Annotated in this window: 10 protein-coding genes; all 10 read left to right on the top strand. The window is 53.3% G+C overall.

Annotated features, from left to right (window positions below; all coding sequences use genetic code 11):
* Nucleotides 1-84 precede the first annotated feature (84 nt).
* Complete coding sequence (locus YC6258_RS09685) at nt 85-1,935, top strand: phage tail sheath family protein (RefSeq protein WP_044616812.1); 1,851 nt, start codon at nt 85-87, stop codon at nt 1,933-1,935.
* A 201-nt stretch (nt 1,936-2,136) separates the two neighbouring features.
* On the top strand, nt 2,137-3,528 hold the full coding sequence (locus tag YC6258_RS09680; RefSeq protein WP_044616811.1) for a phage tail sheath family protein: 1,392 nt from the start codon (nt 2,137-2,139) through the stop codon (nt 3,526-3,528).
* A 90-nt stretch (nt 3,529-3,618) separates the two neighbouring features.
* Nucleotides 3,619-4,068 (top strand): phage tail protein, encoded by a 450-nt coding sequence (locus tag YC6258_RS09675; protein WP_044616810.1) that lies wholly within the window; start codon nt 3,619-3,621, stop codon nt 4,066-4,068.
* Nucleotides 4,069-4,137: 69 nt separating this feature from the next.
* On the top strand, nt 4,138-4,593 hold the full coding sequence (locus YC6258_RS09670) for a phage tail protein (protein WP_044616809.1): 456 nt from the start codon (nt 4,138-4,140) through the stop codon (nt 4,591-4,593).
* Between the two features lie 13 nt (nt 4,594-4,606).
* Nucleotides 4,607-4,837 carry a hypothetical protein gene (locus YC6258_RS09665; RefSeq protein WP_044616808.1) on the top strand — a complete coding sequence of 77 codons (231 nt, stop codon included), beginning with the start codon at nt 4,607-4,609 and terminating at the stop codon, nt 4,835-4,837.
* A 2-nt stretch (nt 4,838-4,839) separates the two neighbouring features.
* Nucleotides 4,840-5,586, top strand: a complete 747-nt coding sequence (locus YC6258_RS09660; RefSeq protein WP_044616807.1) for a CIS tube protein — start codon at nt 4,840-4,842, stop codon at nt 5,584-5,586.
* 22 nt (nt 5,587-5,608) lie between these two features.
* Nucleotides 5,609-7,273, top strand: coding sequence for a phage baseplate assembly protein V (locus YC6258_RS09655; RefSeq protein WP_144407606.1), 1,665 nt, complete (start codon nt 5,609-5,611; stop codon nt 7,271-7,273).
* The gene (locus YC6258_RS09650; protein WP_044616805.1) at nt 7,274-7,672 is read left to right on the top strand and encodes a GPW/gp25 family protein; all 399 of its coding nucleotides are present in this window, start codon (nt 7,274-7,276) and stop codon (nt 7,670-7,672) included.
* 38 nt (nt 7,673-7,710) lie between these two features.
* Entirely contained in the window at nt 7,711-10,986 is a 3,276-nt protein-coding gene (locus YC6258_RS09645; RefSeq protein ID WP_044616804.1) for a hypothetical protein, read from the top strand.
* 101 nt (nt 10,987-11,087) lie between these two features.
* Nucleotides 11,088-13,970, top strand: a complete 2,883-nt coding sequence (locus tag YC6258_RS09640) for a hypothetical protein (protein WP_144407605.1) — start codon at nt 11,088-11,090, stop codon at nt 13,968-13,970.
* Nucleotides 13,971-13,974: the final 4 nt, after the last annotated feature.

Here is a 13,974-nt window from a genome sequence, read left to right as displayed (position 1 = left end):
TGCCGTCTATTCGATGTGACGGCAAAACCCGAAAAGGCCATCCACCTTTGCTTGTTTTTATCCCGTTACTATAAGGAATCTCCAATGAGTCAATACAAAACCCCCGACGTTTATGTCAAAGAACGGTCGCTACTCGGCCCTTCTGTAGCAGAGGTGGCAACTGCCATCCCTGCTTTTATTGGTTACACCGCACTCACTCAAGACAGTGCCGGTAATCTCATCACTCAAAAACCTTATCGCCTGACCAGCATGCTCGAATATGAAGCCCGGTTCGGTGGTAAATATCTTGAGTCTATGGATGTTTCCTGCAAACAGGACAGCGGGGAATTTTATCTGGATTACAAAGAGATTGAGCAGACAGCAAAGTATTTCCTTTATCAGGCCGTTGCACAGTTTTTTGCCAATGGCGGTGGCACCTGCTACGTCGTCAGCCTGGGCGATTATGACACCGCCAAGAATAAGACAGCCTATATGACTGCCATCGAACTCCTGAAAAAAGTCGACGAAGTCACCCTGATGTGCTGTCCGGAAAGTGTGAAGCTTGATGCCCAGAGCCATTACGATATCCAGAATGCGGCATTGTCTCATGCAGAACAGATGATGGACCGTTTTGCGCTGGTCGATGTGCAATGCAGCAACAACATTATTGCAGATGCTGCCACTATGCGTGACAAGGTCACTCAGGGTCTTAAATATGGCGCCGCCTATTATCCCTATCTGAAAACCTCCACACCAAGAAGTTATGATGAAAACAAAGTGATTGTGGAACTACCGCCGATGGTCACCAGACTGCCTGAGCTGCATGAAACGGTGGAAGGTTATTATGCGTTTGACATCGTAAAAGATGAGTCCGTAAAGAAAGTCGAAATTGTGGAAGTTAACAAGCATGGTTTCAAAATGGTTTCCAAGGAGGGGAGCAGTGAACTGGAACCATCCTACAAAATAGAAGATTATCGTAGTTCGATCTTCGTCAAGTTCTCAGATCAGGATCTTTATATGGATTTGCAAGGCTATCCTGTTGATCACGAGAACATTGAAACGCTGGGGCAACGTTTGGCCGGTGAAAATCCATATGGAATTTTTGCATCTGGCGGTAAAGCCGATGAGGATTCTAAACCTGCAGAAGACGATACAACAAAGGCTCTCGATTGGCAGGGTTACGCCATCGATAACGCGGCTGACAATGATGGTCGGAAGGTCAACACCGAGACCACTCCTCCTCCCACCTTGTATAAACACGTCAGCGAAAGTAACCAGGGTTCGGCGCTCCTGTCCAAACTAAACGACCCAGACTATCTGTTCTATTCCACCGCCTACTACAATCAGGTCAAAGCACTGCTCGCCACTCACTACCTGGTGCTGCCACCCAGCGCCGCCATCGCTGGCGTCATGGCCAAAACCGATGCTCAGCGTGGCGTCTGGAAAGCACCGGCCAATGTCGCCCTGGTGCAGGTCATTGCCCCCACCGTGGATATCGATAACGGCGAACAGGAAGATCTGAACGTCGATACCGTTGCCGGTAAATCCATCAATGCCATCCGCAGTTTCGTAGGCAAGGGCACGTTGGTCTGGGGCGCCAGAACCCTGGACGGTAACTCCAATGAATGGCGTTACGTTCCGGTCCGCCGGCTCTTCAATATGGTGGAGGAATCGGTCAAAAAAGCGTCCTATTTCGCGGTATTCGAACCAAACACTCCCTTCACCTGGCTCAAGATCAAAACCACCATCGAAAGTTATCTCGAAAACCTTTGGAAACAGGGAGCATTCTTTGGCACCACCACGGACCAGGCATTCTTTGTCAACATCGGTCTGGGCCTGACCATGACCGAAGACGACATCAACAACGGCATCATGAACATCGAAATCGGTCTGGCGGCCGTCAGACCGGCCGAGTTCATCGTACTGACCTTCTCACATAAGAGCATTGAAGGTTAATCAGGCTGTGCAGGGATGCTCGCCCCTTGTCTGCAGTGATTGATTAATCGTTCAAAAACTCTGAGCTGCCCAAGGAGAACGACCGACAGTTATCGCCTTATCACTCGGTAAGGCCCACGCAAAGTTGTCATTACTAACCCGGCCAGCAATCGGATCATGCTGATCTCTTTGATGGTCACCCCTTAGCTATAAGGAACCCCTATGAGTCAATATAAAACCCCTGACGTTTACGTCAAAGAACGCTCCCTGCTCAGCCCATCGGTGGCTGAAGTGCCCACCGCTATACCGGCTTTTATCGGTTACACCCAAGTGACTGAGAACAGCCGTGGCGAGGACATAACACAGAAAGCCATCCGCATCACCAGCATGCTGGAATACGTGGCTAATTTTGGCAATGCCTGTGCAGAAGCCGTAACGGTCAAATATAACTCTGACAGTGCGGAATTTTTCATTCCAGGGACGAGCACTGCCGGTCACTTCCTGTACCAGTCCGTGGCGCACTTTTTTGCCAACGGCGGTGGTACCTGTTATGTGATCAGTATTGGTGATTACAGCACAACCCTGACGGAAAATGATACCACCGAGCCAAAAGCAAAGGACGAGTTCATCAAAGCCATCAACAGCCTGAGCAAGGTTGATGAGGTGACCCTGATCTCCTGCCCGGAAAGTGTGCTGCTCAGCTATCAAGATCATTACGATATCCAGAATGCGGCACTGACCCATGCAGAAACCATGATGGACCGTTTTGCGCTGGTCGATGTGAAGTGCTCCAATGCCATCCGGGATGACGCCGCCAACATGCGCAATAAAGTCTCTCAAGGGCTGAAGTACGGTGCGGCATATTACCCTTACCTGAAAACGTCCATGGCACGCAGTTATGGTGAAGAGAAGGTTACGGTCACGCTGCCGGATGGAACAGAAGCTTCGCTCAGCGAGCTGAATAATCCTGATTTCGATCACTATTCCACGGCTTATTACAATCAGGTCAAAGCACTGCTCGCCACTCACTACCTGGTGCTGCCACCCAGCGCCGCCATCGCTGGCGTCATGGCCAAAACCGATGCCCAGCGTGGCGTTTGGAAAGCACCGGCCAATGTTGCCCTGGTGCAGGTCATTGCCCCCACTGTGGATATCGATAACAGCGAACAGGAAGATCTGAACGTCGATACCGTTGCCGGTAAATCCATCAATGCTATCCGCAGCTTTGTGGGCAAAGGCACACTGGTCTGGGGTGCCAGAACCCTGGACGGCAACTCCAATGAATGGCGTTATGTTCCGGTCCGCCGGCTCTTCAATATGGTGGAGGAATCGGTCAAAAAAGCATCCTACTTTGCGGTGTTCGAGCCGAATACCCCATTCACCTGGCTCAAGATCAAAACCACCATCGAAAGTTATCTCGAAAACCTTTGGAAACAGGGAGCATTCTTTGGCACCACCACGGACCAGGCATTCTTTGTCAACATCGGTCTGGGCCTGACCATGACCGAAGACGACATCAACAACGGCATCATGAACATCGAAATCGGTCTGGCGGCCGTCAGACCGGCCGAGTTCATCGTACTGACCTTCTCACATAAGAGCATTGAAGGTTAGTGCGGCTTTCCTCTGACCGGATCAAACCGGCCAGAAACAATACCCACTAAAATCACCTGTTAATCTTAATTATTCGTTTGGAGTTTACAAATGGCTGAAAGCATTGATGACTTAAAAAGCAACTACCCTATTCCGGTCTATCGTTTCCGGGTCTCTGTGGGTGGCGAATCCATGGCCTTTTCTGAAGTATCCGGCCTGGACATCGGCAATGACCCGATTACCTACAAAGACGGCCTGGGCAAGAAACAAATGCCGGGTCAGGAAACCGACGTGAATATCACCCTGAAACGCGGTCTGGTGCGCAAGCAGAGCCAGCTGTACGAATGGATCAATTCCATCAATCTCAATCTGGTGGAAAAACGCGACATTACCGTTTCGCTGGTGGATCCGGAAACTGATGGCGGCGCACTGGTCACCTGGACTATTGGCAACGCCTTCCCGAAAAAACTCACGGCGCCAAGTTTCAATGGCAGCTCCAATGAAGCCAGTATCGAACAGCTGGAACTGGTAGCCGACAAAGTCACGATCAGTTTCGCCTGATCCTCAACCAGGGCCGAACAACTACGAATCCTATCGTAGTTGTCCGGTCAATCAAAAAGGAGTTTCCCCATGCCCATTGATCCAGGCAGTGCCCTGGTGGGTTACCGCTTTGTGGTGGTAATACTGACCACCGGCCTGCCCAATACTATCGATATCGCCTTTCAGGACATCAGTGGCCTGAAGATGAGCCGAACCATCAATCGTCGTGGCCGCATGACGACTCTGGCCAACGAACTGCCGGACCAGACTCTGACGCTGAAACGCGGTGTATTCAGCAACGTCAGCCCGCTCACCACCGCCAATACACTTGAGTCACTGTTCTGGGGTACCCGGCTGTTGCGCAAGGATCTGTTGATCAGCGTCCTGAACAGCAAAGGCAACCCGGCCAATGCCTGGATCGTCAGCAATGCCTATCTGGAATCGTGGGACTGGGATGCACTGAACGCCGAAAACAATCAGATACTGATCGAATCCATGAGCTTTAAATACTCCGATCTCAAGTACGTATCCTTAAATTTTGGTTAGGGAGAAAATAACTATGAACACCGAAATTGACCGTTTCACCATCAATGCCAGAGTCGAGGAACATGACTCCGCCACCGACACTGGTACCGCAGAACTGCGGGAACTGGCAGACATCCGCCAGCAGTTACAGACCTTGCAAACCAGCCTCAACCAGTCACAGCGTCATCCCCACGCAATGCATGAATATTTGTCATGGCAACTGGAAGAACAACTGGCGGCCATACAACTGACCAAGAGACCTTAATCATGTCCAGCTATCTTGACGCCAGCCAACTGACACTGCCCATGTTAAAAATCACCAGTTACCAGGACAACAGTCGCAGCAAAAAAATAACCAGTGTGTCACTGCCATTTCTGCAGGAAAGCCTCGATGTGGATCAGCAGCAGTCGTTCAATGTGGTCAATGCCCAGAACAACCAGGAAGTGATCACCGGTACCCGAACAGCACCCGCCGGCCTGAAAGTGACCTTCGTTCTGGACGATACCACCTTTGCAACACCGATCATTGGCAGCACCCTGTTTTCGACGTCGAATACCGGTAAATTGCCCATGAGTGTGGAAAAACAACTCAAAACCCTGGCCGATATCTGTTATTCCAGTCAGAAAAAAAACGCCCTCAATTACCTCACCATTCAATCCCGCAATATGCCGTTAATCAACACCCCGGCCGGCACCTTTCATTGTTTGCTGAAGAGCATGAAGGTCAAAAACGAACTGGTGGATATCTGGGGTGACCGCGTCAAGGCACTGGTGGAGTGTGAGTTTCAGCACTGCGCCAAAGAAGACACTGAAGCCGGTTCAGCCAGCATCGCCGCCCTGACCAGCAGCATCACCTTAGACGCCGGCACTGGCCTGGCGCTGGCTGCCGCAACAACGTATGGGTCAGTCGCATTTGCCGCCGCGCTGGCGGCTGCCAACGGCATGAACAGTTTCCGAGGTAACCATAACGGTACCAGCCTGAAGGCACCACCCATCAGCCAACTCGGTGGCTGACAGACTGACCGGAGAGCAACTGATGATTCATTACAACTACTTCATCAACGGCCGTCAGATCAGTGGCCTGATCGTTTCAGTCAACTGGCAATATGCCGTTAACCGGATTGCCGGTTTTAACATCCGACTGGCCAATATCGATGCCGAAGCCGACACCGAAGAAGCCGGCAGCTTCAACCTGACGGCGGCTGGCATTCCCCAGGCCGGCGAAGAAATCACCTTTAGCGCCCGCGCGTTTGATGGCAGCGATATGGTGGCCGAGGCAAGCTTCAAGGGCATCGTCACAGCTCAACGTATTGGCATAGACACCCATCCCTACGCCGAAATCATCGCCCATGGCAGCGCCGGCACCCTGACGGAAGGCGAAGAAACCCTGGCCTTTAATGCCGACACCCATGCCGATGATACCCAGATCATCAAAGCGCTGGCAGAACTGCGCGGCATCACTCTGACCCTGCCTAAAGCCGATCAGGCCATCCAACAACAACAGTTTGTGGTTTACCGGCAGACACCGTGGCGAGCCATCATGGCGAGAGTACTGGCCAACGGTTTTCTCTACCTGCCAGGTCCAGAGGGTGACAGTATTGTCCACCCGGAAAGCATTCAGTCGGCCGCCGGCTCAGCCCAGACAATCAATTTCAAAAGTAGTGGTATCGAACATTTTTCCATCGCTCAGGACATCTGTTCACAGTTCGATGAACTCAAACTGGCCGGCTGGGATATCAAGCAACAGGCCGTTACCAGCAGCCACACCGGCACATCGTCATACCTGAACGATCTGCTCAAACCACCACACCAGAGTCTGGGGCTGACACAGGACCAGAATATTGCCATCCCGGTCAGTGATGCCGAACTGCAGACCCAGGCCAATGCCGAGTTGTTTTACCGCCAGCTGGATCTGATTCAGGGGAAACTCGTCATCAATGCAGCCCTGTCACCCCAATCGCTGACCCTGCAGCCGCTGACCGTCATTGACCTGCAGGATGTTGGTGACACGTTTTCCGGTAAATACCTGATCAGTTCGGTCACCCATCAGATTACCAAGAGCGGCTGGCGCATCCATCTGGAACTCGGTCTGCACCTGAACCACACCCTGTTTTCAGACTGGCGCAAACCACCGCCGATTCCACCGCTGACAGGCATTGTCGGCAAATTCGCTGCCGACCCGGAAGGACTGTACCGGATTCCGGTCTGGCTGCCGGGCATCAGTAAGGATGATAAACAAGTCATCTATGCCCGACTGGCAACCCCGTTTGCCAGTAGCGATCAGACAGGCTTTTTTATGCCGCCAGGCGAAAAAGATGAAGTGGTGGTGGCCTTTGTCGGTGGCGATGGCCGTTGCCCGGTGATTGTTGGTGCGATGCACAATCCGATTAATGCTCCGCCGATGGAGTATGCCGAACAATATGAGCAGGTTGGCCTGTTCTGGGGTAAAGAAAAAATGTCTCTGACGATATCTCTCAAAGAAGGCGAACCCGGCATGATCCTGAGCGGTGGCGAAAAAACCATGCTCACTCTCAGTGACCAGGACGGCTGCCGGCTCAGTGGCGAAAAAGCCTCACTGGCCGTCGGCGAAGCGCTGGAACTGATTTACAACGATGAACCCGTATTGACCGTCAATGACAATGTCGAAGTCAACACTGCTGCCTTCAAAGTCACTGTCAGCGACAAAATGGAGGTTGCATAAATGTCCTTAAATCAACTGATCGGCAGCGGCTGGAGTTTCCCACCGCGGTTTCAACGACCATCCACCGGCCCTGCCATGCAGGCAGACGAAGCACTCATTCAGCAAAGCCTGTTTATCATGCTGAATACCCGTAACGGGGAACGGCTGCATAACACGGCATATGGCTGTAATTTGAAAGACTATCTGTTTCAACCGACCGATTCTGAAACGCTGACAGACATCAAGGAGGATATCGCCCGTTCCATCAGCCAGTATGAAAAACGGGTCACCCTGGAAGAGATTACCTTCAACACTGACGACCTCTATGACGGTCTGCTCGACATCCAGCTGAGCTACCGGATCAACAGCACCAATCAGGCCGGCAATCTGGTTTTCCCTCTCTATCTCACCGAAGGTTGACCGTTTTCAATCATTCGTCTTTTGCAACAGGAACACCCATGGCAAACAACACCTCTCTGTCCAGTAGCAGTGAACCTGAGTTTCACAGTAGCGGACAACTACAGACACAGCGCGCATTGCCGGCTTTGCAGAGCAATGCGTTTAACATTGAGCAACGCAGCTTCGCCGACTGGATCAGTTACCTCAGAACCATTGCCGGACGAATCAGTTTCTATGATACCAACAGTGGTCAGGCCGAAGGCAATTGGCAGGCAGCACTGCCGAACGATGTCCAGGCCAGAGCACTTGAATCATTAATGTCCGGCAGTGCGGTGACCGATGATATCCTCGCATTGGCAAGCCGTGCCGATATAACCGCATTGATGGCATGCTATCAGATGTTGCGTTATCCAGTGGCTCAAACGCAGCGTTTTACCCGGCGTCATCTGGATTATTACTATCAGGACGTACTCGGATTTCGTACCAACCCGGCAACCGCCGACCGCGCTCATCTGGTGTTAACGCTGGCACCCGATACTCCCTCGGTCACACTGCTCAAAGGCACTCGTTTTAAGGGTGGTCAGGACAGCGCCGGCAACAACCTGATTTATCAGACCAACAACAACGCTTTGTTCAATCAGGCAAAGATCGCGCAACTGTTCACCCTGTCACGACTGACCGACGCCGGACAACTGCTGCTGACCGAAGGCATCAATGTCGACCAGGATGCGGAAATGCTGGAGGAAGGTATATTCACCTTTGGCGAGGCTGCCCAACCGGCTGAATCGGAGGATTCTCAATCCCAATCCACCGAACTACTGGAGCGGCAGTCCCAGCCGCGCCTGGGTTTTGAACTGGCATCCTCCTGTCTCCATCTGGCTGGCGGTCAACGCTCCATCACAGTAACATTCGTCCGCAAAGGCCAGAGTCCTGAGCTGCCAGTACCGCTGGCAGAACTGTTTGATGTTGCCATCACCACCGCCGACGGACTGCTGGAGCTGACGGATGAAGTCACAGACGTCGCCTGGCAGTGGCAGGACAACGCCCTTACGATCACCTGTGAACCCCAGTTTGCCGCCATTACCGGCATAGACGGCGAACTGCCGTTTTTAAAGCTGCTGATCAAACCCGAATGGCTGCAGGAGAACGAGCCGGATGCGAGTGCGGCACTGCTGCACGACAAACTGTTTGCCGATATCCGGCTGCACGTCTCAGTCACCGGTCTGCCGGGTCTGGTGATCGGTCATGGTGGCAATGCCCTTGATGCCAGCGCGCCATTTCAACCTTTCGGTGCACGTCCGGCAGTGGCGTCACGATTCGACTTCACTCATCCGGAATTACTCTGCAAATCCATCAGCAACGCGAGTCTGAATCTGTCCTGGCTCAGCCGGCCGGATGACTGGAACAAACACTATTACGCCTATCGCGATTATGCCGATCCTGACCATGAATACAGTGGTGATCCAACTGTGGATGATTTTCCCTCATGGCCGTCTTACACCACAACGGTCTTTCGGTCCGACCTGGAAGACCCTGTGCCGTTTGACCCTCTGCCACCACTGTTCAGCACTGAATCACCAGTAGACAATATCGATCGCCATTCACTGGTATTTATAAACACCGAACTGTCCGCCGTTCAGAGCTACGAACAGCTGCCGCTGACCAGCACCCGGCCGCGTCTCTGGCCACGCTACTTCAGCCTGCAATTGAACAGCCCGGATTTTGGTCACAAGGATTTCAGTCTGGTCAGCCAGTATGCCGCCCAGCTCAACGCCCGGCATTTTAACGATAGCGATTATCAGCCATTAATGGTGCAGCAACCTTACACCCCGCAACTGGATCGCCTGACCCTGAATTATGACAGCAGCGTCAGCCTGACAGACGATACCGGCCAGCTGCTCATGCGCCACGTCCTTCCCCTCGGTCGACCGGTCATCAGTCAGGTGAACAATGGGCTGGCACTGCTGCCGTATTTTGATCAGCGCGGTTATCTGTATATCAGCATCGGCCAGTTGAAACTACCTACCCAGTTACGAGTGTATTTCCAGTTGGATCCGGTGGATGGCAGTAATATTACCGACTATCCGCTCATCGATTTTCAATACCTCAGCGACAGCGGCTGGCAGTATTTCGACAGCAGCCTCAGCAATAGCGCCAGCATCATCGAGGACTCCACGTATCAATTGCTGGACAGCGGCATCATAACGTTTGACCTGCCGGCACTCGACTACCACAACAACTTCATCGATCCGCAGCGTTTCTGGATCCGCGTCAGTATTGCCAACAATGCAGTGGAAGACGGCAGCAACCATGCCCGCTATTCACGCATCCGCGATATCTACGCGCAGGGGCTCGAAGTGGAACTCGCCAGTGACACCGTTGCGGCTGATCATTACACCCAGCCACTGGCCGCCGGCACCATCAACGCCCTGACGGAGGCCCAGGCGGCAGTAGCCGAAGTCGCCCAACCATATCCTTCGTTTGCCGCCAAACCGGCCGAAACCGCAACCACCATGCAGGTGCGTGCCAGCGAACGGCTGCGCCACAAACAACGCGCCCTGCTGGCCTGGGACTACGAGCGTCTGGTACTGGGCAAATTTCCGGAACTCTATCTGGCCCGCTGCATTGCCACGGACACCAGTGACACCTCCGATAACGGAGATACAACGGATAGCGGTGAAAATCCAGACACCAGCGACACCTTCGATTTCAGTACCGGGTTTCCGGTGACAATGGTAGTGGTGCCAGCCAACCACAACCCCGAGATTCTGCAGCCCAAGATACCGCTTTATCTGAAGCGTCAGATCCAGCGGTTTATCGACAGTGTCAGCCCTGATGAAGTAACCCCCATCGTTCAGGATCCGATTTATGAAGAGGTCACCATTACCCTGGTTGCGCAGATCTACGACGATTTCGACATTGAACGGGTGCAGGGGGAATTGAATGAGCTGCTGGTGAATACCATGACGCCGTGGAATCAGGCTGCGTCTGCAACCACCCTGCAACATACCATTCAACTGACTTACCTGGCCCAGCGACTGGAACAACATGAAGCCGTGGAAAGTATTTATGTAATGCGTGCCAACCAGACGACTGCCACCGGTATCAAGCGCTACCCAAATACCGACAACGGCGATTCAATCTCGACGAATTCGGGTACCGACATGACCGGTCTAAACCAGAATTATCAGGCGGACAATATCATTACCTCAAGCCGCTATGATGCCATTCTGGTACCGGCCCGAACCCACAACATCACCCTGTTCAACAACTATCAGAACGTTTTCGAAGGCATTGAAAAATGGCGCATCGAAGTCGACTTCAGAGTCGGCTGAGCCACTTCCCGGGATTCACACTTTTCCTCCGTTTCCGTCTATTCAAAACGTCACCACTCTGATGCCGGTGCATCAGAGTGAATCTGTTTATTGAGGTCACTATGTCTCAACCACAACTCTCCACGCTTACCGATACCGAGCTGGCCAGCCAGAGCCAGAACAGCCTGTATCTGAAACAACAGGCCGTCAATCTGGTACAGCAGGTGTGCCAGCAGAACTGGACCGATCACAATACCGCGGACCCCGGCATCACATTATTGGAAGTCCTCTCCTTCGCCATCTCCGATATGTGTTACCGGCTGGAGTTTTCGGTACCAGATCTGCTGGCACCGGACCGGGCGCGCAACGACTGGGAGCCGGACGCTTTTTTCCTGGCCCCGACCATCCTGCCGTCCAATCTGGTCACCCACACCGACATCCGTCAGGCCATTATCGACGTGGCCGGCGTGCGGAATGTCTCCATTATGAGCGCCAGTCAGACCCCTGAAGACGGCTCGACCAGTTTTCCCATTGCCAGCATCCGGCTGCTGCTGGAACTGGACACCCCCTGGACCGCCATGACCCCCTGCGAACAGGCAGACCTGATCCATCGGGTCCGGCATCGCTTTATGTCACTGCGCAACGTCAACCAGGACCTGGACGGCATTCTGATCATGGATACCCAACCGGTAGCCGTGTGCATGTCGCTGGGATTGGAAGACGTACAGGATCCCATTGCCAGTCTGGCCGAAGTATTTCGCATCTGCCGTCAGGTGATCACGCCTGACATCCCCAGATACAGCCTGGAGAAGCTGCAACAGCAGGGCCTCAGCGGCGATGAAATCTACCAGGGGCCTTTGACCACCAACGGTCTGATGCAACAGAGCGACCTGAAGGATGTCGTCCTGCCCGAACGACTCTATACCAGCGATATTCTCGATGCAGTCAGAACCGTCGACGGTCTGACAGAAATCAACGGACTCAGTTTTGCCCAGGTGGTGGTGGAAGAAGATGGCGAACGAAAAGCCGTTATTGAGGACCGCCGTTATTACTGGCGCATCGATCTGAGGGACCTGACCGGAAGCAGCGCTTCCGAGGCACAGAAAATCCTGACGCTGGATCTGGCCACTTCGCTGGCGTCACTCGAACTCACTGTCGATGGCCAGCCCTACCGCCTGAGCGAAGAAGTACGCCAACAGATCATCGACCAGGTCAACGCCGACGGCGATGCCAGCACGGTGCTCTCAACCCCGGTGCTGAGTGATTTCGTCAGCCAGCGTTACCGGCAGCTGCGCGACTACGTATCGATCCAACGGGAATTTCCGGAAATCTACCAACTGATGGAACAACGTTTCGATGATCCCAAGCGTCGTTTAGACAATGCCGGGATTCTGCAACTGAAAGGATTTCTGACCCTGTTCGATCAGTTGCTGGCCGACCAGATGGCCCAACTGGACAACCTGCGCCGGCTGCTGGCGATACCGGATACTGCGGTCTATACCCGGCTGACCGGCATTTTCAACACCATGCTTGCCAGCGAAACACTAACGTCTGCCGCCATCAACCAGTTCTGGCAGGATGTCCGGCAACTGCCGCACACCCAACTGAGTCAGCCGATTACCGGTATCAGCGGCATGCAACAATTACTGACCGATTATTTTGATCAATATCAACAGCAGGGCTTTCAAGATGACCTTGAACCGATCCTGAGCCAATGGCAGCTGAACCGGCTGGTTCACTCACTCGATCACCTGCTGGCCCGGTTTGCGGAAAAGCGACTGGACAACAGCCTGTTGAAATACCGGCCGGTGTTCAGCCACTATATTGATCAGTTCAATCCCATACCCGCCGACATCAGCCAGGATCAGCCACTGCTGGACAAACTCGTGGCTCTGAAATCGCTGCTGGATATGGCCGCCATCCTCAACGATTACCCGCGCCTGAGCCAGCAACGGGCGGGGGCAGCCAATTATCTGAATCCGCAACCATTAACAGCGCCTCCTGCCGGGCTGTTGAGTCGCATCGGCCGTTTTATGGGTTGGTCTCACATTGGTCAGATTCCGCTGGCGGTGAACAATCGCGAAAGCATTTATCTGCTCGAAAGTGAATTGCTGCGCCACGGTGCCGATGCCGAAAGTTATCAACCCTACCTGCTCTATTTTGTAGTACCCGACTGGCCCAGCCGGTTTGCCAACTCCGAGTTCCAAAACCTGCTGGCAGAGCAGTTGCGCCGTCAGTCCCCTGTGCATCAGCGCATTAGAGTGATCACCCTGTCACGGCCATTAATGAGCCTGTTCGAGCGGCTGTACTACTGCTGGCAAAATGCCATGACCCAAAAACCGCTGCCGGTTACGTTGACCACTAATACTGATCCGGACAACGATCAGGGTCAGACCGATGACAGTGAAGACCAACCGGTCAACCGGCTGTCCGGTCAGCTGCAAAACGCCCTGATCCACAAACCGCTGAGGTTTTCTCTGAGCTGTGATGGGGACTCAGGTACGTGCGACGATCCGGAAAAGCTCGACGATGAAAACCAACGGATCAGCCGGCTGTCCGCTCATCTGCGCACCTTCATCAAGGCACCCGACAGTTTGCTGGAACAGATCCTGAGTACACTTGTGGACCCGACCAAGAATAATCCGTGGCAGCCGCTGATCGACGCCATCGAAGTGTGGCTGCACACCGATGACAAAGACAAGATCAATGGAAGCAATTTCGAACAGATCCACGATCAACTGGCCGAGCTGCTGAGCCCCAAAGCCGAAACTTACGGAGGTCTTGACGCAGACAGTCTGCTATTTGCACTGGCCCACGAACGGCTGGAACAGATGTTCAACCCCTACCCAATTGGTCAAGCGACCATCGGCTGCAATTTCCGGATTGGCTATCAGCCGCTGGATTATCTGAAACCCAGTTACCCGATCAATGCGGCGTATATCAACCCGGCTACGCCGGGACTGCCGCGTTTTACCGTACATATCAGCGCCCCCAACACCCTCTAAGGAA

Source organism: Gynuella sunshinyii YC6258 (assembly GCF_000940805.1).
GTDB classification, from domain to species: Bacteria; Pseudomonadota; Gammaproteobacteria; order Pseudomonadales; family Natronospirillaceae; genus Gynuella; species Gynuella sunshinyii.
Note: the sequence above shows the minus strand (reverse complement) of the source record. Positions and strands in the feature narration are given on the sequence as shown.

Coding starts and splice junctions, on each gene's coding strand:
- YC6258_RS09670 (WP_044616809.1), top strand. CDS start 4,138: ATGCCCATTGATCCAGGCAGTGCCCTGGTGGGTTACCGCTTTGTGGTG.
- YC6258_RS09680 (WP_044616811.1), top strand. CDS start 2,137: ATGAGTCAATATAAAACCCCTGACGTTTACGTCAAAGAACGCTCCCTG.
- YC6258_RS09655 (WP_144407606.1), top strand. CDS start 5,609: ATGATTCATTACAACTACTTCATCAACGGCCGTCAGATCAGTGGCCTG.
- YC6258_RS09640 (WP_144407605.1), top strand. CDS start 11,088: ATGTCTCAACCACAACTCTCCACGCTTACCGATACCGAGCTGGCCAGC.
- YC6258_RS09650 (WP_044616805.1), top strand. CDS start 7,274: ATGTCCTTAAATCAACTGATCGGCAGCGGCTGGAGTTTCCCACCGCGG.
- YC6258_RS09665 (WP_044616808.1), top strand. CDS start 4,607: ATGAACACCGAAATTGACCGTTTCACCATCAATGCCAGAGTCGAGGAA.
- YC6258_RS09660 (WP_044616807.1), top strand. CDS start 4,840: ATGTCCAGCTATCTTGACGCCAGCCAACTGACACTGCCCATGTTAAAA.
- YC6258_RS09675 (WP_044616810.1), top strand. CDS start 3,619: ATGGCTGAAAGCATTGATGACTTAAAAAGCAACTACCCTATTCCGGTC.
- YC6258_RS09685 (WP_044616812.1), top strand. CDS start 85: ATGAGTCAATACAAAACCCCCGACGTTTATGTCAAAGAACGGTCGCTA.
- YC6258_RS09645 (WP_044616804.1), top strand. CDS start 7,711: ATGGCAAACAACACCTCTCTGTCCAGTAGCAGTGAACCTGAGTTTCAC.